The 18,849-nt window shown below is 66.5% G+C and carries 16 protein-coding genes; 7 read left to right on the top strand and 9 right to left on the bottom strand.

What is annotated here, in order from left to right:
• A complete protein-coding gene (locus tag JOE41_RS09070) occupies positions 1-1,584 on the top strand; it encodes a GMC family oxidoreductase (RefSeq protein WP_209752133.1) in 1,584 nt (527 codons plus the stop codon).
• Here JOE41_RS09070 and JOE41_RS09065 read toward each other — a convergent pair.
• Entirely contained in the window at positions 1,581-2,090 is a 510-nt protein-coding gene (locus tag JOE41_RS09065) for a carboxymuconolactone decarboxylase family protein (protein ID WP_209752132.1), read from the bottom strand. The two genes, JOE41_RS09070 and JOE41_RS09065, sit on opposite strands and share 4 nt — an antisense overlap.
• 263 nt (positions 2,091-2,353) lie before the next feature.
• Here JOE41_RS09065 and JOE41_RS09060 point away from each other — a divergent pair, with 263 nt between their 5' ends.
• Entirely contained in the window at positions 2,354-3,169 is an 816-nt protein-coding gene (locus JOE41_RS09060) for a trypsin-like serine protease (protein WP_245200681.1), read from the top strand.
• A gap of 171 nt (positions 3,170-3,340) precedes the next feature.
• The gene (gene clpB / locus JOE41_RS09055; protein ID WP_209752127.1) at positions 3,341-6,010 is read left to right on the top strand and encodes an ATP-dependent chaperone ClpB; all 2,670 of its coding nucleotides are present in this window, start codon (positions 3,341-3,343) and stop codon (positions 6,008-6,010) included.
• Between the two features lie 36 nt (positions 6,011-6,046).
• On the opposite strand, the gene JOE41_RS09050 is transcribed toward clpB, so the two are convergent.
• Positions 6,047-6,808, bottom strand: coding sequence for a septum formation family protein (locus JOE41_RS09050; protein ID WP_209752125.1), 762 nt, complete (start codon positions 6,806-6,808; stop codon positions 6,047-6,049).
• Positions 6,809-7,089: 281 nt separating this feature from the next.
• On the opposite strand from JOE41_RS09050, the gene JOE41_RS09045 reads away from it, so the two are divergent.
• Both JOE41_RS09045 and JOE41_RS09040 read left to right on the top strand, forming a co-directional pair.
• Complete coding sequence (locus JOE41_RS09045) at positions 7,090-7,323, top strand: DUF3073 domain-containing protein (RefSeq protein WP_011693563.1); 234 nt, start codon at positions 7,090-7,092, stop codon at positions 7,321-7,323.
• Positions 7,324-7,538: 215 nt separating this feature from the next.
• The gene (locus JOE41_RS09040) at positions 7,539-8,321 is read left to right on the top strand and encodes a VOC family protein (RefSeq protein ID WP_011693562.1); all 783 of its coding nucleotides are present in this window, start codon (positions 7,539-7,541) and stop codon (positions 8,319-8,321) included.
• 83 nt (positions 8,322-8,404) lie between these two features.
• On the opposite strand, the gene purM is transcribed toward JOE41_RS09040, so the two are convergent.
• Genes purM through uraD form a run of 5 tightly spaced genes read right to left on the bottom strand, consistent with a single transcriptional unit; the run spans position 8,405 to position 12,495 of the window.
• Positions 8,405-9,550 carry a phosphoribosylformylglycinamidine cyclo-ligase gene (gene purM / locus JOE41_RS09035; RefSeq protein WP_209752123.1) on the bottom strand — a complete coding sequence of 382 codons (1,146 nt, stop codon included), beginning with the start codon at positions 9,548-9,550 and terminating at the stop codon, positions 8,405-8,407.
• Positions 9,547-11,223, bottom strand: coding sequence for an amidophosphoribosyltransferase (purF, locus tag JOE41_RS09030; protein WP_011693560.1), 1,677 nt, complete (start codon positions 11,221-11,223; stop codon positions 9,547-9,549). Before purF ends, purM begins: the two co-directional genes overlap by 4 nt.
• A 47-nt stretch (positions 11,224-11,270) precedes the next feature.
• On the bottom strand, positions 11,271-11,621 hold the full coding sequence (locus JOE41_RS09025) for a hypothetical protein (RefSeq protein ID WP_209752122.1): 351 nt from the start codon (positions 11,619-11,621) through the stop codon (positions 11,271-11,273).
• A 38-nt stretch (positions 11,622-11,659) separates the two neighbouring features.
• Positions 11,660-12,001 carry a hydroxyisourate hydrolase gene (gene uraH, locus JOE41_RS09020; RefSeq protein ID WP_209752121.1) on the bottom strand — a complete coding sequence of 114 codons (342 nt, stop codon included), beginning with the start codon at positions 11,999-12,001 and terminating at the stop codon, positions 11,660-11,662.
• Positions 11,998-12,495, bottom strand: a complete 498-nt coding sequence (gene uraD / locus JOE41_RS09015; RefSeq protein WP_209752120.1) for a 2-oxo-4-hydroxy-4-carboxy-5-ureidoimidazoline decarboxylase — start codon at positions 12,493-12,495, stop codon at positions 11,998-12,000. The genes uraH and uraD overlap by 4 nt, the downstream gene beginning before the upstream one ends.
• Positions 12,496-12,777: 282 nt before the next feature.
• On the opposite strand from uraD, the gene JOE41_RS09010 reads away from it, so the two are divergent.
• A complete protein-coding gene (locus JOE41_RS09010; RefSeq protein WP_209752119.1) occupies positions 12,778-14,013 on the top strand; it encodes a GAF domain-containing sensor histidine kinase in 1,236 nt (411 codons plus the stop codon).
• Complete coding sequence (opgC, locus tag JOE41_RS09005; protein WP_245200680.1) at positions 14,000-16,543, top strand: OpgC domain-containing protein; 2,544 nt, start codon at positions 14,000-14,002, stop codon at positions 16,541-16,543. The genes JOE41_RS09010 and opgC overlap by 14 nt, the downstream gene beginning before the upstream one ends.
• A 108-nt stretch (positions 16,544-16,651) precedes the next feature.
• Here the strand turns inward: opgC and JOE41_RS09000 are convergent, their stop codons facing one another.
• On the bottom strand, positions 16,652-17,458 hold the full coding sequence (locus tag JOE41_RS09000) for an IclR family transcriptional regulator (protein WP_011693554.1): 807 nt from the start codon (positions 17,456-17,458) through the stop codon (positions 16,652-16,654).
• 89 nt (positions 17,459-17,547) lie between these two features.
• Positions 17,548-18,804, bottom strand: a complete 1,257-nt coding sequence (locus JOE41_RS08995; protein ID WP_209752118.1) for an aminopeptidase P family protein — start codon at positions 18,802-18,804, stop codon at positions 17,548-17,550.
• Positions 18,805-18,849 lie beyond the last annotated feature (45 nt).

Raw genomic sequence — 18,849 nt, 5'->3', positions numbered from 1 at the left:
ATGACAGCATTGGACAAGACTGACTTCGACTACATCGTCATCGGCGGCGGGTCCGCCGGCGCAGCGGCGGCCTCCCGGCTGAGCGAGGACCCCTCGGTGGAAGTGGCGCTCGTGGAAGCCGGCCCGGACGACCGCGGCGTGGACGCCATCCTCCAGCTGGACCGCTGGATGGAACTGCTGGAATCCGGCTACGACTGGGACTATCCCGTCGAGGAGCAGGAAAACGGCAACTCCTTCATGCGCCACGCCCGTGCCAAGGTGATGGGCGGCTGCTCCAGCCACAACTCCTGCATCGCCTTCTGGGCGCCCCGCGAGGACATCGACGAGTGGGAGCAGAAGTTCGGCGCCACCGGCTGGAACGCCGAGACGGCCTACCGCCTGTACAAGCACCTGGAAACCAACGAGGACGCCGGACCGGAAGCACCGCACCACGGCGACAGCGGCCCGGTCCACCTGATGAATGTGCCGGCGGAAGACCCCTGCGGCCGTGCCCTGCTGGACGCCTGCGAGGAAACCGGGATTCCCCGGGTCCGCTTCAACTCCGGCGAAACCGTGATCAACGGCGCCAACTTCTTCCAGATCAACCGCCGCGCGGACGGCACCCGCTCGTCGTCGTCGGTGTCCTACATCCACCCCGTGGTGGACCGTCCGAACTTCACCCTGCTGACCGGGTTGCGTGCCCGTGAGCTGAAGTTCACGGCGGACAACCGCTGTACCGGCGTCGACGTCGTGGACAATTCCTTCGGGAAGACGCACACGCTGACCGCCCGGTCCGAGGTGATCCTGTCCGCTGGGGCCATCGATTCGCCCAAGCTGCTGATGCTGTCCGGGATCGGTCCGGCCGCCCAGCTGGAAGAGTTCGGCATCCCGGTCCGCTCCGATTCCCCCGGGGTCGGCGAACACCTTCAGGACCACCCGGAAGGCGTCATCCAGTGGGAAGCCAGGAAGCCCATGCCCGAGACGTCCACCCAGTGGTGGGAAATCGGGATCTTCACCACCACAGAAGAAGGCCTGGACCGGCCGGACCTGATGTTCCACTACGGCTCGGTGCCCTTCGACATGCACACTGTCCGCCAGGGCTTTCCGACGACGGACAACGGCTTCTGCCTGACGCCGAATGTCACGCACGCCAGGTCTCGCGGGACGGTCCGGCTCCGCAGCCGCGACTACCGGGACAAGCCCAAGGTGGATCCGCGGTACTTCACCGACCCGCACGACATGCGCGTGATGGTTGCCGGCATCCGCAAGGCCCGGGAAATCGTGGCGCAGCCGGCCATGGCCGAATGGGCGGGCAAGGAGCTCTATCCCGGCGAAGCCATTCAGAGCGACGCGGAAATCACGGACTACATCCGCAAAACCCACAACACGGTCTACCACCCGGCGGGAACCGTACGGATGGGCGCGTCGGACGACGTGATGTCCCCGCTGGATCCTGAACTGCGGGTCAAGGGCGTGACCGGACTGCGTGTTGCGGATGCCTCGGTGATGCCGGAGCTGACCACGGTGAACCCGAACATCACCACCATGATGATCGGGGAGCGCTGCGCGGAGCTGGTTAAGGCCGCGCGGGCACAGGCTTCCTAGCGCGTTTCGGAGTCGGCCTTTGCGTCGCGCCGCACGGGGTGCTGGCTGGTGATGGACACGCGGTTGAACGCGTTCATGGTGATCACCAGCCAGCTCACCGCCGAATATTCGGCCGTGTTCAGGTGCTGCCGCGCGTAGGCGTCCTCCCGTTCACGGGTGTGGGCGTCCGGCAGGATGGTGATGGACTCGGCCAATGCCAGGGCCGCGCGCTCCTTCTCAGTGAACAAAGCGGTGTCGCGCCAGGCGGACAGCACGGCGAGGCGCTGCGTGGTCTCGCCCTTCTTTAGCGCATCGGCAACGTGCATGTTCAGGCAGTAGGCGCAGCCGTTGATCTGCGAGATGCGGACGTTGAGCAGCTCCGTCAGCGCCCTGCTGATGCCGGCTTCGTCGGCCGCCTCCCGTGCCTTCAGGCCGAGTCCGTTCAGCGCACGCCAGACCGCCGGGCTTTCCTTGTCAATGAAAATGTGCTGGGTGGTGGGGTTGCCGGCATCATGAGTCTGGTCCATGGCTTCCAGAATACCCATCAGGACATGACCGATTTTGTCACAGTCGTGACAAGGCCATTGAAGCGCTGTAGTGTTTTCACCGGACCGCCTGTCCGCCCCGCGGCGGGCGGCGGTCCACCAGAGAAGTTCCTGTGTGTCGGGCCGTGCGCATGTCACGCGCAGGCTCGCATGCCAGCCGGAGGGCGGTTCCTTGGGGGAGCCGCCCTCCTGCATGCCCGCCTAAGGGGCTAACGTTTCCCGGGCCGCAGTCCTACCATGTGAAAATGCGTTGTCGCCTGAGGTTCCAGGGTCGCCGCACCCCGCGGGTGATCTTCGCCGTCGCGCTGCTCATTGCCCTGCCGCTGGCGCCGGCGTTCGGTTCGCCGGTCCCCGATCCGCCAGCCCTCACCTTCCTGGCTTCGGGTCCGCCGGACCCGGGTCCGGCGGACACGAACATTGCCGGCGGCGAGGCTGTGGCCATGTCCGACGCCCCATTCGCCGCCCAGATCGCCTACGACACCGCGGGTGCCAGGGTGGGCTGCACGGGCAGCCAGATTTCAGCGGAGTGGGTTATTACTGCCCGGCACTGCGACTCTGCCCGACTTCAGTCAGTCCGTCTTGGCAGCCCGTACCTGGGCGTCGGCGGTTCCGTGCGGAAAGTCGCTGCCCGGTACCCGTCGACGACGGGCGACGTTCTCCTGCTCAAACTCTCCGCCCCGCACCCCGGACAATATGCCAGCCTCTCCCGAACCTTCCCGGCTCCCGGCTCGGACGCACGGGTATTCGGCTGGGGGGCCCAGGCTGAGGGGTCGGGTGCCATGTCCTACCAGGTCAAGGCTGCCGGTGTAACCGTGGCTGGGCAGGGCTCGGACGCTTTTGGCGGCCTGTCCGTGCGGACGCAGTCCCGGACGGGGCACCCGCTGTCCGGGGACTCTGGAGGGCCCCTCATTGTCGCCGGGAAGCTGGTTGGCGTGCTGTCGACGTCGAGCGTCCTGCCGGCCGGCAACCCCTCCGGGTTCGCCGGCCTCTACAACGACCACGCGGCCGTCTCGCGCCATCTGGGCTGGATCGCGGTCATCACCGGCGTCGGCCCGTCCTGACGCCCGGACGCCTTGGCGGCCGGCGCCCCTGCCGGTGCCGGTCAGCGGGGGGCCAATCGCCCCTAGACAGCCATTTCGCCGTCGGCAAACATGGAGCGTAGACCCCGTCTGCAAAGTTGAGTCATGTACACTCAACTTTAAGAGTTGATCTATCCCCGAAAGGAGCTCTCTTTGGACGCCAAGTTCACCACCAAGAGCCAGGAGGCTCTTTCGGCAGCAGCCATGAACGCCTCCACGGCGGGAAATCCCCAGGTTGAGCCTGCCCATCTGCTCAAGGCGCTGATGGACCAGCGGGAAGGCGTGGCCGTCGCGCTCCTGCGAGCCACCGGCGCCGATCCGGACGCCGTCAGCGTCCAGGCGAGCACCGCCATCAAGGCGCTCCCGGCGTCCTCCGGCGCCTCCGTTCAGCAGGCCCAGCTGTCCCGCGCCGCCCTGCAGGCAATCAAGAATGCCCAAAACGAGGCAGACAAGCTGGGGGACACGTATGTCTCCACCGAGCACCTGCTGCTGGGCCTCTCCGCCGGCAGTGACGCCGTCGGCAAGCTGATGCGCGACGCCGGCGCCTCCCACGAGGCCTTGCTCGCCGCGCTGCCGGGTGTCCGCGGTGACCGCAAGGTCACCAACGCCGACCCCGAGAACACCTTCCAGGCGCTGGAGAAGTTCGGCACGGACCTTACTGCCATCGCACGGTCCGGCAAGCTGGACCCGGTGATCGGCCGCGACGCCGAGATCCGCCGCATCATCCAGGTGCTGAGCCGCCGTACCAAAAACAACCCGGTGATCATCGGCGAACCGGGCGTCGGCAAAACCGCCGTCGTCGAGGGCCTGGCCCAGCGGATCGTCGCCAATGACGTCCCGGAGAGCCTGCGTGGCAAGACCCTCATCGCCCTGGACCTCGCCTCGATGGTGGCCGGGGCCAAGTACCGCGGCGAGTTCGAGGAACGGCTGAAGGCCGTCCTGGAGGAGATCAAGAGCTCCGAGGGGCAGATCGTGACCTTCATCGACGAGCTTCACACCGTGGTGGGCGCAGGCGCCTCAGGAGACTCCTCCATGGACGCCGGCAACATGCTCAAGCCCATGCTGGCCCGCGGCGAGCTGCGGTTGATCGGTGCAACCACGCTGGACGAATACCGCGAGAACATCGAGAAGGACCCCGCGCTGGAGCGCCGCTTCCAGCAGGTGTTCGTGGGTGAGCCGAGCGTGGAGGACACCATCGGCATCCTCCGCGGCCTGAAGGAACGCTACGAAGCCCATCACAAGGTGTCCATCGCGGACTCCGCCCTGGTCGCTGCGGCGACACTCTCCAACCGCTACATCTCCGGCCGGCAGCTTCCGGACAAGGCGATCGACCTCGTGGACGAGGCGGCGTCCCGGCTGCGCATGGAGATTGACTCCGCACCGGAGGAGATCGACCAGCTCCGGCGCCAGGTGGACCGGCTGACCATGGAAGAACTCGCCCTCGCCAACGAGAAGGACGCCGCCTCCGTTGAACGCCTCGCCGCGCTGCGGGCGGACATGGCGGACAAAAAGGAAGCGCTGTCCGCACTGAATGCCCGCTGGGAAGCTGAGAAAGCCGGCCTCAACCATGTCGGTGACCTGAAAGCCCGGATCGACGAGCTGCGGTCGGCGGCTGAGAAGTACCAGCGCGAAGGCGACCTCGCTGCCGCCTCCCGCATCCTTTACGGCGAACTTCCCGCACTGGAACGCGAGCTGTCCGCTGCCGCCGAGGCGGAAGCCGCACGGGTTGCCGGCGGTGGCGCCAAGCAGGAACTCATGGTGGCAGACGAGGTCACGGCTGGTGACATCGCAGAGGTGATTTCGGCGTGGACCGGCATCCCGGCCGGCCGCATGCTCCAGGGTGAAAGCCAGAAGCTGCTGCACATGGAAGAGGAACTCGGCAAGCGGCTGATCGGCCAGAAGAAGGCCGTCACTGCAGTGTCGGACGCCGTCCGGCGCGCCCGTGCGGGCATCAGCGATCCCAACCGGCCAACGGGCTCGTTCCTGTTCCTGGGACCCACCGGCGTAGGCAAGACCGAACTCGCCAAGGCCCTGGCGGAGTTCCTGTTCGACGACGAGCGCGCCATGGTGCGGATCGACATGTCCGAGTACGGCGAGAAGCACTCCGTCGCGCGGCTTGTCGGTGCACCTCCTGGCTACGTGGGCTACGAGGAAGGCGGCCAGCTGACTGAAGCCGTCCGCCGTCGTCCGTACTCCGTGGTGCTGCTGGACGAAGTGGAGAAAGCCCATCCCGAGGTGTTCGACATCCTGCTGCAGGTGCTCGACGACGGCCGCCTCACCGACGGCCAGGGCCGCACCGTGGATTTCCGCAACGTGATCCTGGTGCTGACCTCGAACCTTGGCAGCCAGTTCCTGGTGGACCAGACCCTGGATGCCAACGCCAAGCGCAGCGCCGTGATGGCAACCGTGAATGCGTCCTTTAAACCGGAATTCCTGAACCGGCTGGATGAAGTGGTGCTGTTCGATGCCCTGGACGTCGAGGAGCTGGCCCAGATTGTGGAACTCCAGGTGGCTGAACTTGGCGGAAGGCTGCGCGAGCGCCGCCTGGACCTGGAAGTCACCGAGGGCGCCCGCGCCTGGCTGGCCATGACGGGCTTCGATCCCGCCTACGGCGCCCGCCCGCTGCGCAGGCTGGTGCAGCGCGAGATCGGCGACCGGCTGGCCAAGGCCATCCTCGCCGGGGAAATCGCGGACGGCGACACCGTACTGGTGGACACCGCGGCCGACGTCGACGAACTCACCATTGCCAGCCTGGGCGGACAGGAATCGCCCGATGGCCGTGCCCTCGCCGGCAGCGGGCTGTCAGTGCGGCGGAAGGGCTAGCAGCGCAAGGGCGGGTGGACGCGGTCCGGCGCGGTCCTAGGGGATCAGGGATTCCATGATGATGTTGCCCTTGTCCGCCGTGACATAGCAATCCACCCGCCGGTCGCCCTTCTCCCAGCTGGTGTCGCTCGGATAGGCGTTGCGCTGCATGAGGACGTAGTTTGCCACGGCGTCGGTGAGGCCGGCGTCCTGGCAGATCTCGCGGCCCTTTTGCCGCAACGCGGCGATGCCCGGATAAGAGTCTGATTCCGGGTACCGGTACAGGGCGACCAGTTGGGCCGAGTGGCCGGTGGTGCAGGCCACCACCCGCGATTCCGTAGCTTCGGGATCGAAGTTTTCGAAGCAGTCGCCCAGCTGGTAGTCCAGGGCGCTCACGCCGTCCTGGGGAAGCTGGCTCCGGGTTGCCGGCGCAGACTGTGACGTCTCCGAGACAGCCGGGGCCGGGTCCTGGCTGGCGGCCTGCTCGTTTGCGCTGGCGATCAGGGAGGCCAGCCACCAGATGAAAAGGCCCAGCAGCACAAGTCCGGCCACCACGAAGCCGGCCTTGAACAAGTTCTGTTTTTGTTCGGCGGTTTGCTCGGCGGTTCTCCGGGTATTGCTCGCGGGCCGGGCGCCCGGGGCAGGCTCCGCAGGCTCTGTTGTCACGGCCGGCGCCTCTGTTGTCGCGGCGGGCCGCTGGATGGGGAGGCCGCTGGTCGGTGGCCTGGCAGGCGGAGGCGGCACCACGGGCGGCGTCCCGGCCCCCGGGGATGTCTTGTGGTTCCCGTCGCTGGTGCCCGTTGCGTTCTCGTCATTCACGTGAAGATTCACCCTTCCCGGCGTCTTTTCCCCCGCCTTGTGCCGTGGCTGCGGCCGCCGGCGTGGAGTCGCTCAAACGACTCTACCGAAGAAAAAACCGAGGGCCGAAGAAGGCCCGGACCTGCGTAAACGTGGCTGCTGTCCGCCGGGGGCGCGTTCCGGGGAGCAGTTACCGCTGAAAGCATGTAATCTAGGTGTACGACAAATTGACCAAACATTCCGGGGCCTCACTAACGCCAATGGTGACCACCTCCGGTCCGAGTACAAAAGGGGGTCACGCCATGGGGCGCGGCCGTCAAAAGGCAAAAGCTACCAAGCAGGCTCGGGATATTAAGTACTATTCCCCGAATACTGACTACACGGCTCTCCAGCGCGAGCTCAAGAGCTCCGAGGGTCGTGCACCGAGCCGTTTCTCGAGTGAGCCGGTAGAGCCGGATTATTCGGCCTATGTGGATAAGTACGCGGATGATTTGGAAGACGACGACGACGAGGTTGACACCCGTCGAATCGGTTAGTTGTCGCCCCCTGAACCTGCCGTAAGGCACTCAGTGGCGTGCCGCCGTCGTTCATTCACCACAGTGATCCGTACGATGCTTCGGCTCTTCTTTCCCAGCACCCCCGGGTGCTGACCTCAGATATCAGGCCCGTCAGGGCGCGCCGGTTTCCGGTGCGCCCTGACGGGCCTTTCTGCTGTGCGCCTACACTGTTGGGGTCGAAGGGAAACAATTTTATGACCGAGCGCAGCACGTACAATGCGGGCGAGATCTGCTGGACGGACCTGCAGGCCAAGGATGTCGAGGCCGCCAAGTCCTTCTACGCAGGCGTGTTCGGATGGCGCTACGAGGACCTGCCCACACCGGACGGGCGAAGCTATTCGAAGGCCTACCTGGGCGACGACCTCATCACTGTCATTGCGCCGCAGAATCCCCTGCAGGAGGCATCCGGGACCGCCGCGCAGTGGAACATCTACTTTGCCGCGGGTGACGCCGGCGCAATAGCCGAGGAAACCCCGCACGCGGGCGGCACACTGGAGTTCGGTCCCGAGGACGTGGCGGACACCGGTGTCATGGTGTTCGTCGCGCCGCCCGGAGGCGGAACCACCGGGGTGTGGCAGCCGGGAACGCATACCGGCACCGCCCGGTACAACGAGGCCGGGGCGCTGGCCTGGGCCGAACTGTTGACTGCCGAACCGCAGGCAGCGGTCGCGTTCTTCCAGCAGCTGTTCGGGCACGAGGTTACCGAGTACCCGCAGGACGACGGGGGGACGTACACCACGCTGATGGTGCACGGTGCGGAGGTGGCCGGGATCGCCAGGGTTCCCGGCGATGCCCAGCACACGCTCGAACCCGGCTGGCAGGTCTATTTCGGCGTTTCGGACGTCTCGGAAGCGGTGGCCGCTGCGGTGGCAGCAGGCGGCGTGGTCCTTGTTGAGCCGGACGACATCGAAGAGGCAGGAACTATTGCCACGCTGAAAGACCCCCAAGGCGGGGTGTTCAGCGTGCTGGAACTTTAGACAGGCGAGTGCTCCGCAACTGCCGTTTTCAGCTCGCTAGACGGCGGTTGCGGAGCACTCGGTCAGTTGCTCGGGGGAGGAGCTCAGGCGTACGTGTTCACCAGTCGGACTGCGCCGCCGTCAACACCCTTGGCACCCTGGACGTAGTCCGGGCCGGTCTTCACGATCGAGTCCGAGTTCTCCTCCACGGTGCCCATGATCCAGGACGGCAGGCCGCGGTCATTGAGGCGGTTCACTGCGGCGTCGGCCGCTTCGGGGGAGACGATCGCCACCATGCCCACGCCGAGGTTCAGCGTGCGCTCAAGGTCGGCCAGCGGGACGTTGCCCAGTTCCGAAACCAGCTTGAAGATGGCGGGGAGTTCCCAGGTGGCGCGGTCCACCGTGGCGATGAGGCCCTGGGGGAGGACGCGGGCCAGGTTGGCCGCGAGGCCGCCGCCGGTGACGTGGCTGAAGCCGTGGACGGCCGCGCCTGCCGTAACCGGGAAGGTGCGGGCCAGGTCCAGGCAGTCTGCGGCGTAGACCCGGGTGGGCTCGAGCAGTTCCTCGCCCAGCGTGCGTCCGAGTTCGGAGACCTGGCGGTCCAGGGCCCAGCCGGCGTGGTTGATGACGCGGCGGACCAGGGAGTAGCCGTTGGAGTGCAGGCCCGAGGAGGCCATGCCGATCACTACGTCGCCGGCGCGGACGCGGTCCGGCCCCAGCAGGGCGTCGGCCTCGACAACACCGGTGGCGGCACCGGCGACGTCGTACTCGTGCTCACCCAGCAGGCCAGGGTGCTCTGCGGTTTCGCCGCCCACCAGGGCGGTGCCGGCCACGGAGCAGGCTGCCGCGATGCCGCGGACGATGTCCGCGATGCGCTCGGGGACAACCTTTCCGCAGGCGATGTAGTCGGTCATGTAGAGCGGTTCGGCGCCCACCACTACGATGTCGTCCACCACCATGCCCACGAGGTCGAAGCCAATGGTGTCGTGGATGTCCATGGCCTGGGCGATGGCCACCTTGGTGCCCACGCCGTCCGTGGAGGTTGCGAGCAGCGGCCGCTTGAAGGTGAGGAGCCTCGAAACGTCATAGAGTCCGGCAAAGCCGCCCACTCCGCCGATCACGGAGGAATTGTGGGTGGCCTTGACGGCGTCCTTCATGAGTTCGACGGCGCGGTCGCCCGCTTCGACGTCAACACCGGCAGAGGCGTACGTGATGCCGGCGTTCTGGGCGGAGGAAGATGCGGAAGTCATACGGACTCTTTCTTGTCAGCGCCGGCGGTGGCGGCGTGCACGTCTGGCACAAGGTCGGCTTCGGTCAGCAGGTTCTCGAACTCGGCATCAGGTCCAGGGTCGCAGCCGGTGGCACCGGCCTTCCCGGCCGGATCCTCGTCGGAGTCCACAGCCACGGTGGCGGATGCCGGGGCGCTGGCTGCGGATCCGGCAGCGGGCAGGCCGCCGAGATCCGTGCGCTCGAGCAGGTTCTTGCCCAGCTTGTCCGAGCCCGGGAGCTCGATGGGGTACTTGCCGGTGAAGCAGGCGGTGCAGAGGCGTTCGCGCGGCTGCTGGGTGGCGCCGATCATGCCGTCTTCGGAGATGTACGCCAGCGAATCGGCCCCAATGGCTTGGGAAATTTCCTCAATGGTGGCGCCGTTGGCGATCAGTTCCGCGCGGGACGCGAAGTCGATGCCGTAGAAGCACGGCCACTGGACCGGCGGGGAAGAGATTTTCACGTGCACCGCGGCGGCCCCGGCTTCCCGGAGCATCCGGACAATGGCGCGCTGGGTGTTGCCGCGGACGATCGAGTCATCCACCACCACAACGCGCTTGCCGCGGATTACGGATTCGAGGGCGTTGAGCTTGAGGCGGATGCCCAGCTGGCGCAGGGTCTGCGAGGGCTGGATGAACGTGCGGCCCACGTAGGAGTTCTTGACGAAGCCGTGCGCGAAGGGGATGCCGGATTCCTCGGCGTAGCCCACGGCGGCGGGGGTTCCGGACTCCGGGACCGGGATGACGATGTCCGCTTCCTGGGTGTTTTCGCGGGCCAGCTGGCGGCCCATCTCCACACGGGACTCGTACACGGAGCGTCCCGCGATGGCCGCGTCCGGACGCGCAAGGTAGACGTACTCAAAAACGCAGCCCGCCGGCGTCGGCTCCGCAAAGCGCTGGGACCGCACGCCGTCTTCGTCGATGGCGATGAATTCGCCGGGTTCGATTTCGCGGATGAAGCTGGCGCCCACGGTCGCCAGGGCAGACTGCTCGGAGGCGACTACCCAGCCGCGCTCCAGCCGGCCGAGGACCAGCGGGCGGATGCCGTAGGTGTCGCGTGCCGCGTAGAGGGTGCCTTCGTCCATGAAGACGAAGCAGAAGCCGCCCTTGATCTTGGGCAGCAGCTCGATGGCGGTCTGTTCGAGGGACTTGCCCTCTTCGCCCTCCAGCAGTGCCGTGACCAGGGCGGTGTCCGAGGTGTTGCCCTGCTTCATTTCGCCGCTGAGCTGGCCGCCGTTGCGCTCAATGATCATGGCATTGAGCTCGGCAGTGTTGGTGAGGTTGCCGTTGTGGGCCAGTGCCACGGTGCCCGTGGCGGTGGCGCCAAGCGTGGGCTGGGCGTTGGCCCAGTGGCTGGCGCCGGTAGTGGAGTAGCGGCAGTGGCCGACGGCCAGGTGCCCGGTCAGGGTGTTCAGCGTTGTCTCGTCGAAGACCTGGGATACGAGCCCCATGTCCTTATAGACGTTGATCCGCTTGCCGTCACTGGTTGCTATGCCAGCCGACTCCTGACCGCGGTGCTGCAATGCATACAGCCCGTAATAGGTGAGTTTTGCTACTTCTTCACCTGGTGCCCAGACCCCGAAGACGCCGCAAGCGTCCTGGGGGCCTTTTTCGCCAGGGAGAAGATCATGAGAAAGTTTTCCATCGCCGCGTGCCACTGGTCGATTATCTCACGTGATGGGGTAGGACTTTTCCGGTTGCCCGTTTATGACTGACGGCCGCCCGCGGCGCCGCTGTCCTCGCCGTCGTCCGTCTCGTTGCCCGGGGCCTCTTCCGGGACGGCCTCGACGACGGCGTGCTCGGCGCGGCGGACGCTGAGCCGGTCCAGGAGGAGGGCAATGATGGCGCCCAGAATCACGCCGCCGGCGCCGAAAAGGACCAGGAAGAAGCCGAAGACCGAGCTGGGTTCGTAGCTCGGGTCTCCGGGCAACGCAAGGGCGATGACCGCCGCAACGATGATGCCCACTAGTCCGCCAAGTATGAGGAACGGCACGTATTTGGGTGCTCGGCGCACGGTGATTTCGCGCCTCTCGGCGGGGGTGTCTTCAGAAGCCATGCCCTCTAGCCTACTGCCCCGGGCTCTTCCTCCAGCGCCTAGCTGCCGCGGTACGTCGAGTAGGCGAACGGGCTCAGGAGCAGCGGCACGTGGTAGTGCTCCCCGGCGTCGGACACGGTGAACACCAGGTCCACTTCCGGGAAGAACGTGGCCGTGCCCAGGCCCTCGTAGTAGGCGCCTGTGGCGAAGTTCAGCCGGTACGTCCCGGCCGGGAGCAGCTCCGGACCGAGGTCCTTCGCCCGGCCGTCACCGTCGGTGGTGCCCGAGGCAACGAGGTTCCAGCCGCCGCCGTCGCGCGCGTACAGCCCGACGGCGACGCCGGCAGCCGGGCGACCGGCTCCCGTGTCAAGGATGTGGGTGGTCACCTGTGAAACGGTCATTCGCTGATCACTCCTTCGAGCCGCAGCAGGGCGATTTCGCGCAGCTGCCGGGCCACTATGGCGTCTTCTTCTTCGGGTGTGTGGTTGAGGCGCTCGTGCAGCGCCGCCAGGATTTCCGGGGCGGTGCGTCCGGCGGCCCGGATCAGGAACACCCGGCCGAACTTTTCCTCATAGGCGCGGTTGCCTTCGGCCAATGCCGTGACGATCTCCTGGTCCGCGGGATCCACTCCGGCCTGTTCCGATCGGGACATTGAAGCCTCCGTGGTGGAAGCGGCGGGCCGTTCCCCGATCCGCGGATGGTGGGCCATGGCCGACTCCACTTCGTCCGGTGTGAACGGGGCGGCGGCGTCGCGGGCGAAGTCCAGCAGGGCCTTGCTGCTGGCAAAGGGTCGTGCGTCTGCGATCTGGTCCACCCAGCGCTGGACGTCGATGCAGGGGCGAAGCGCCGCGGTGACTTCCGCGCGGTCCGCCCCGTTGAATACGGCAAGCTGCATGCTTGTTCATCCCTCGTGCAAATGCTGGCATCCATGGCGTCGGCTATGCGGAAAAGGGAGTGCCCCGCTGTAGTGGCCGCCACGGATCCGGTCAGGGCCGCCGCAGTCGCCTACATTCCGCATCATGGAACTGTTATTTCAGCATGCGTAATAGTCAACCTGAAATTTGCGGTTGGTGTCAAGAGACTACCTCACCCCCGTGAGCGGCAATCCGCTCCGCTAGACTCCTGCTGCGGGGACTGTGGCGCTTGGCCGGGTGCTCTGGGGATGGAAGGGACTTAAGTGGCTCAAGCAGATGGGCGCAGCCTTGTCAGCGCTGACTTGGCACGGCGCTCCGTGCTGGGAGAGTACGGACTGTTGGAAGAGAGTTCCAGTGCCGGCGCGGCGCGCGCACTGAACTTCCTGGTGGACCTTGCGGCGAAGCTTTGCGGCGTGCCCTTCAGCGCCGTCAATATCATCACTCCCGAGCAGCAGGTCCAGCTCGCGGCTGCGGGCCTGAAACCCGGACTGTGCGCACGCGAAGACTCGATGTGCGCACAGGTCTTCCAGCAGGGCCGCACCACCGTGGTGCCCGACGCTTCCGCGGACCCCAGGTTTGCGGCCAATCCGTTTGTGACCGGAGAAATCGCGAGCGTCCGGTTCTACGCCTCGTCCCCGCTGGTGACCGATTCCGGCTTCACACTGGGCTCCCTGTGCATCTTTTCCGATGCGCCGGCCACCATCTCCGCCGAACAGACCGCCATGCTGGATGTCCTCGCAGCACAGGTGGTGGAAGTGCTGGAGTTGCAGCACCGCACCCTGCAGCTCCAGCACGCCCTGGAAGAACTCGCCCGCAGCAACCGCAAGCTCGCTGATTTTGCCGGCCGGGTCAGCCATGACCTGCGGATCCCGCTCACCACCATCCTTGGCTATGTGGAACTGAGCGAGGATGACGAGGACATCCGTCCGGACAGCCCGGCTGCGGGCTACCTGGAACGCATCCGGGGCAGCGGGCGCCGGATGCTCTCCATGCTTGACGACGTGCTCAGCTACTCCCAGGTGGGCGGAATGCTGCGTCTGCGGCCGGTGTCCCTTAAGGACACCGTTGCAGCGGCGGTCAGCGACCTGGGCGACGTGTTCAGCCATGGCGCCAAGCTAAGCTGCGAGGACGCGGACGTGGTGGCTGACCCGGCGCAGCTGCGGGCCTTGCTGCAGAACCTTCTCGGCAATGCCTCCAACTACCGCAGCCCCGCGCACGAACTCAAAGTCAGGGTCTACGCGCTGGCAGACGACCGCGGAGTCACCGTCCGGGTGGCGGACAACGGCAAGGGCATCAGCGCCGCCGACCGCGAACGGGTCCTTGAACCCCTGGTCAGGCTGCACCGTCCCGGCGACGCACCCGGCTCGGGCCTGGGGCTGGCTACCTGCGTGCGGATCGTCCAGTCGCACGGCGGAGAGCTTTCCCTCACGGAAACCCCGGGCGGCGGAACGACCGTCTCGGCCCTCTTCCCGAATGGCGCCCCGCATGAATCCGCCTAAAGCCTTCTGCCGGACCGCGCTCCTGGTGCTCGCCCTGGTGCTCTTCCTTCCGGCGGGGGCCGCGCAGGAAGCCGTGGCAGCGCAAGCCGGAGCGGCAGCGCAAGCCGGAGCGGCAGCGCAAGCCGCCCTTCCGGCGTCGAACATTAACAGCGGCGAGGACCTCGGTTCCTCATCGGGGAAACCGCTCCTGGGCGGCGTGCTGGAGTGGGGCGAGGACGACGCCGCCGGGTTCGCCGGACGGCTGCAGGCAACCCCGGCGGTGCTCGGCCACGACGTCTCCTTTCCCATCAGGAGCGGTGAAAAGGGCTACCTGCGGGAGTTCCTGGCCCAGAGTGCCGCCTCCGGGGCCCATGCGCTGCTCACAGTGAATCCCACAGTGCCCCTCGCAGAGGTGGGCGCAGCCGGTGCCGCCGATTTTGCCGGGCAGCTTGCGGGTCTCGCGCAGGGTTTTCCCGGGAAGCTGCTGATCCGCTTCGCCCCGGACATGAACTCAAGCTGGGTTTCCTGGGGCCAGCAACCCGGAGACTACGTGACGGCGTTCCGTGCGGTAGCCCAGGCGTTCGAACCGGAATCAAATGCGGTGATGGTGTGGCAGCCGTTCCAGGCGCGCGACTATCCGTTCACCAGGAACCGTGATGCCCCGGCACCCGGCACCGCGGGTTTCGCCGCACTGGACACGAATTCCGACGGCGCCTGGAACGGTTCGGACGCACCCTACGCCCCGTACTACCCCGGGGACGACGTGGTTGACTGGGCGGGCCTGACGGCAGTGCATGACGACACGGGCGGCGGAGCCGCCGTCAACACACTGCCCAGGGACCGGGAACTGGCCTCCCTGCTGAACGGGACCGCCCGGGGGGCCGCCTCCGGTGAGGGGACCAATTCCGACGGCGGTGACTCCGACTTTTACGAGTCCTACGCGGTCAAGCGGGACAAGCCGCTGCTGCTCCAGACCGCGGCGTACTTCAGTCCGACGGCGGGCGGCCCGTCGGAGACCGACATCAAGTCCGGCTGGTGGAAGCAGGTGCTGGGCGAGGCCGCGCCGGGCAAACTGGAACGGATTGCCGCCGTCGTCTGGGACGAGAAGACGGACGTGGGTGACGCCGGCAACACCATCATTGACTGGCGCCTCACCCGGAACGCGGACGTGGCAGCCGACGCCGGGGCGGCCCTCAAGGAGTCCACGCTCGTCACAGGACCGGTCACCAGGACTGTGGACGGGCTCGGCGGGGCACCCGGCAACACGCTGTCCGGTGTGCCGGCGGGGATCGCGGCAGCCGCCCTGCTGGCAGGCGCGGTCCTGCTGTGGTTCCTGCCGGTGCGGGTGCGCCCGGCGAAGGGCTGGACGTATTCGGACAAATCCCCGCGCGACTCCCGCGTGGACCTGATGCGCGGGCTGGCCATCCTCTTTGTGGTGGTGAACCACGTGGGCATGACATCCCTCTTTCAGCTGTTCACGCAGGAAACCATCGGCTTCGTCTCCGGCGCCGAACTGTTCGTGCTGCTGTCCGGACTGGTGCTGGGGATGGTCTACGGGCCCAGGGCCCAGGACAACATCGGCGAGGTCGCCCAAAAGACCGGCAGGCGGGCGGGCAAGCTGTACGTCACGGCGCTGGCAGTTGTTGTCCTGGTGTTCGCCCTCAGCCTCATCCCGGCCTTCAACTCGGACGTGCTGACCTCGTTCACGGACCAGGGGACCGGCGGCGCCGGCAGGTCAGGCGCGGGCCGGACCTACGACCTCTACACCGGCATGCAGGGCCTGCTGCAGTTCCCGGTGTCCGGTGCCGTCATCCCTGCGGTGCTGCTCCTGCAGTTCGGGCCATGGCAGTTCAACGTCATGGGACTCTACGTGATCATGCTCCTGGTCAGCCCGCTGATCCTGCTCGCGCTGGCCCGCGGCAAGGTGCTGTGGGTACTCGCTGCCACTACCGCGCTATACGTCGCCGGCACGGTGTTCCGGTTCAGGATCCTGCCGTCCCAGTTCGAGGATTCCTTCCCGCTGCTGGTGTGGCAGATCCTTTTTGTACTGGGCCTGGTGGGCGGCTACTACCGGCGGACCCTCGTGGCTTGGTTCTCCGCGCACCGCTGGGTAGTTGGTGTCTGCGCCGCCCTCACTGTGGCTTTCGTCCTGATGTCCTGGGCAAACCCGTACCTGGCCAACGAATACGATGTCCGGCTGGCGCTGACGTCCGACGCGAACTACCGCGCCGTTTACGACGAGTTTTTCGGGCGGACCTACCTGGAACCGGGGCGGCTCCTGAACGTCCTCACCCTGCTGGTGACGGCCTACGCGCTCCTTACGGCCTACTGGAAGCCGATCGAACGCGCTGTCGGCTGGTTGCTGATTCCGCTGGGGCGGGCCACGCTGTACGTCTTCATCATGCACGTGGTGCTGATCGCGGTGGTGGCGAACATCCCGGCACTGCAGCAGGGGAACATCTGGCTCAACACCGCCGGGTATGCCCTGATCGTGGCGCTGCTGTGGGTGATGGTCCGGACCAAGTTCCTGTTCCGTATTATCCCCACCTGACGCTCTCTCACCTGTGGTCGCCTATTTTCCGACGCTCTCTCACCTGTGAGAGAGCGTCGGGGAAAACCCGGCGGGAAGTGAGAGAGCGTCGGGCGCGGGGAGCCGGGGTTAGCGGGCGGGGGAGGCGCCGCCGAGACGGGCTGTAACGCGGTCCGCGGCCGCCTTGCAGGATTCGCCGAGGCGTTGCAGCGTGTCCGGGGAGACCCGGAAGCGCGGTGCCGGAATGAGGACGGCCGCCACGATGTCGCCGCGGTGGTCGAACACGGGGGCAGCCAGGCCAACCTCGTCCAGTGACGACTCCCCGTAATTGGTGGCCCAGCCGCGCCGGGCGACATCGCCGAGCCGGATCAGGTAGGCCTCCAGGCTGGTGTCGTCCAGCCCCGGATAGGCAATTTCGCCGCTGCGGAGCAACACCCGCACGCGCTCGGCGGGTTCGGCGGCGAGGAAGACCTGCACGGAAGCGCTGAGGGCGTCGTTGTACCGGGCGCCCAGCGGGGTGGTGTGCTTGATCTGGTGGTGGCTGGCAATTTGCTCCACGCACATCGACTCGGAGCCGTTCCACACCATGAGGGCACTTGTTTCGCCGGTCTGCTCCGTCAGTTCGCGCAGGACGGGGTAGGCCACGCGGCGCTCTTCGAGTTCCGCCAGCAGCGGTCCGGCGACGGCGATGAGGCCCAGTCCCAGGCGGAACCTGCGGGTCTCCGGGTCGCGCTCCACCAGGTGTTCCTGTTCGAACGTGGCCAGGATGCGGGAAACGGTGCTCTTGTGCAGGCCGACGCGGTTGGCGATCTCGGTGACGCCGAGCAGCGGCTCGTCGGCGGTAAAGCTTCGAAGCACCGCGATGGCGTTGACGATGACGGACGTGCCTTTGGCGTCGCCGTTGCTGCTGGTTTCGGGGGCTTCTGCAGAGGTCATGGTGTGCACCATCATTCCGTATGTAAGCCGGAAAGCGGCGCCACGAAGGACGTGGCGCCGCTTTCGGGCGGTGGCAACTGCGGTGCTTATCAGGCCCCGATGATGTTGTATTCCGGGCCGAACGGGAACTTGGTGATGTTCTCCGCGCCGTCTTCGCCGACCACCAGGATGTCGTGCTCGCGGTAGCCGCCGGCACCGGGCTGGCCGTCCATGACCGTGATCATCGGCTCCATGGAAACCACCATGCCCGGCTCCAGGACGGTGTCGATGTCCTCGCGCAGCTCGAGTCCGGCTTCCCGGCCGTAGTAGTGGCTCAGGACGCCGAAGGAGTGGCCGTAGCCGAAGGTGCGGTTGGCGAGCAGTCCGTAGCCGACGTAGATCTCGTTGAGCTCGGCGGCGATGTCCTTGCATACCGCGCCGGGCTTGATCAGTTCCAGGCCGCGCTTGTGGACCTCGACGTTGATGTTCCACAGTTCCAGCGAGCGGGCATCCGGTTCGCCGTAGAACAGGGTGCGTTCCAGGGCGGTGTAGTAGCCGGAGGTCATGGGGAAGCAGTTCAGCGACAGGATGTCGTGTTCCTGGATCTTGCGTGTGGTGGCCCAGTTGTGGGCACCGTCGGTGTTGATGCCGGACTGGAACCAGACCCAGGTGTCGCGGATCTCGGAGTCCGGGAAGGTCCGGGCAATCTCGTGGACCATGGCCTCGGTGCCGATCAGGGCGACCTCGTACTCGGTAATGCCTGCCGTGATGGCGTTGCGGATGGCCTCGCCGCCGAGGTCGCCGATGCGCGCCCCGTGCTTGATGACCTCGATCTCCTCGGCGGACTTGATCATCCGCTGGCGCATGGCGTCCTGCGCGACGTCCACAAGGGTTGCCGACGGGAAGGCGGCCTGGATCTTGTTGCGGTTGTCCAGCGGCAGCGAGTCGTCCTCGACGCCGAGCCGGCGCGGGTTGATGCCGCGGGTGCGAAGCACTTCCTGGATGGCGAAGATGTAGTTGTCCCGGCGCCAGTCCGTGTACACGATGTTGTCGCCGTAGCTGCGGCGCCACGGCATGCCGGCGTCGATATTGGCGGTGACCGTGACGGTGTCATCCTTGGTGACCACCATGCCGTAGGAGCGGCCGAAGGTGGTGAAAAGGAAGTCGGAATAGTACTTGATGGAGTGGTAGCTGGTCAGGACGACGGCGTCCAGGTCCTTCTCTGCCATGATGCGGCGCAGGCCGGCGAGGCGGCGTTCGAACTCCGTGTCGGAGAATGTGAGCTTCACCTTGTCCCCGTTTTTCAGGACCTTGGTGCGCTCCAGCTCGGCGACGGACGTTGCGTTCTCGGATGCTGTGATGGTCATGGTGGTGTTGCCTTTCTGTGGTGCAGTTACGTGAGGTGAATGGAA

It is taken from the genome of Arthrobacter sp. PvP103 (assembly GCF_017833075.1).
Taxonomy (GTDB): Bacteria; Actinomycetota; Actinomycetes; order Actinomycetales; family Micrococcaceae; genus Arthrobacter.
Note: the sequence above shows the minus strand (reverse complement) of the source record. Positions and strands in the feature narration are given on the sequence as shown.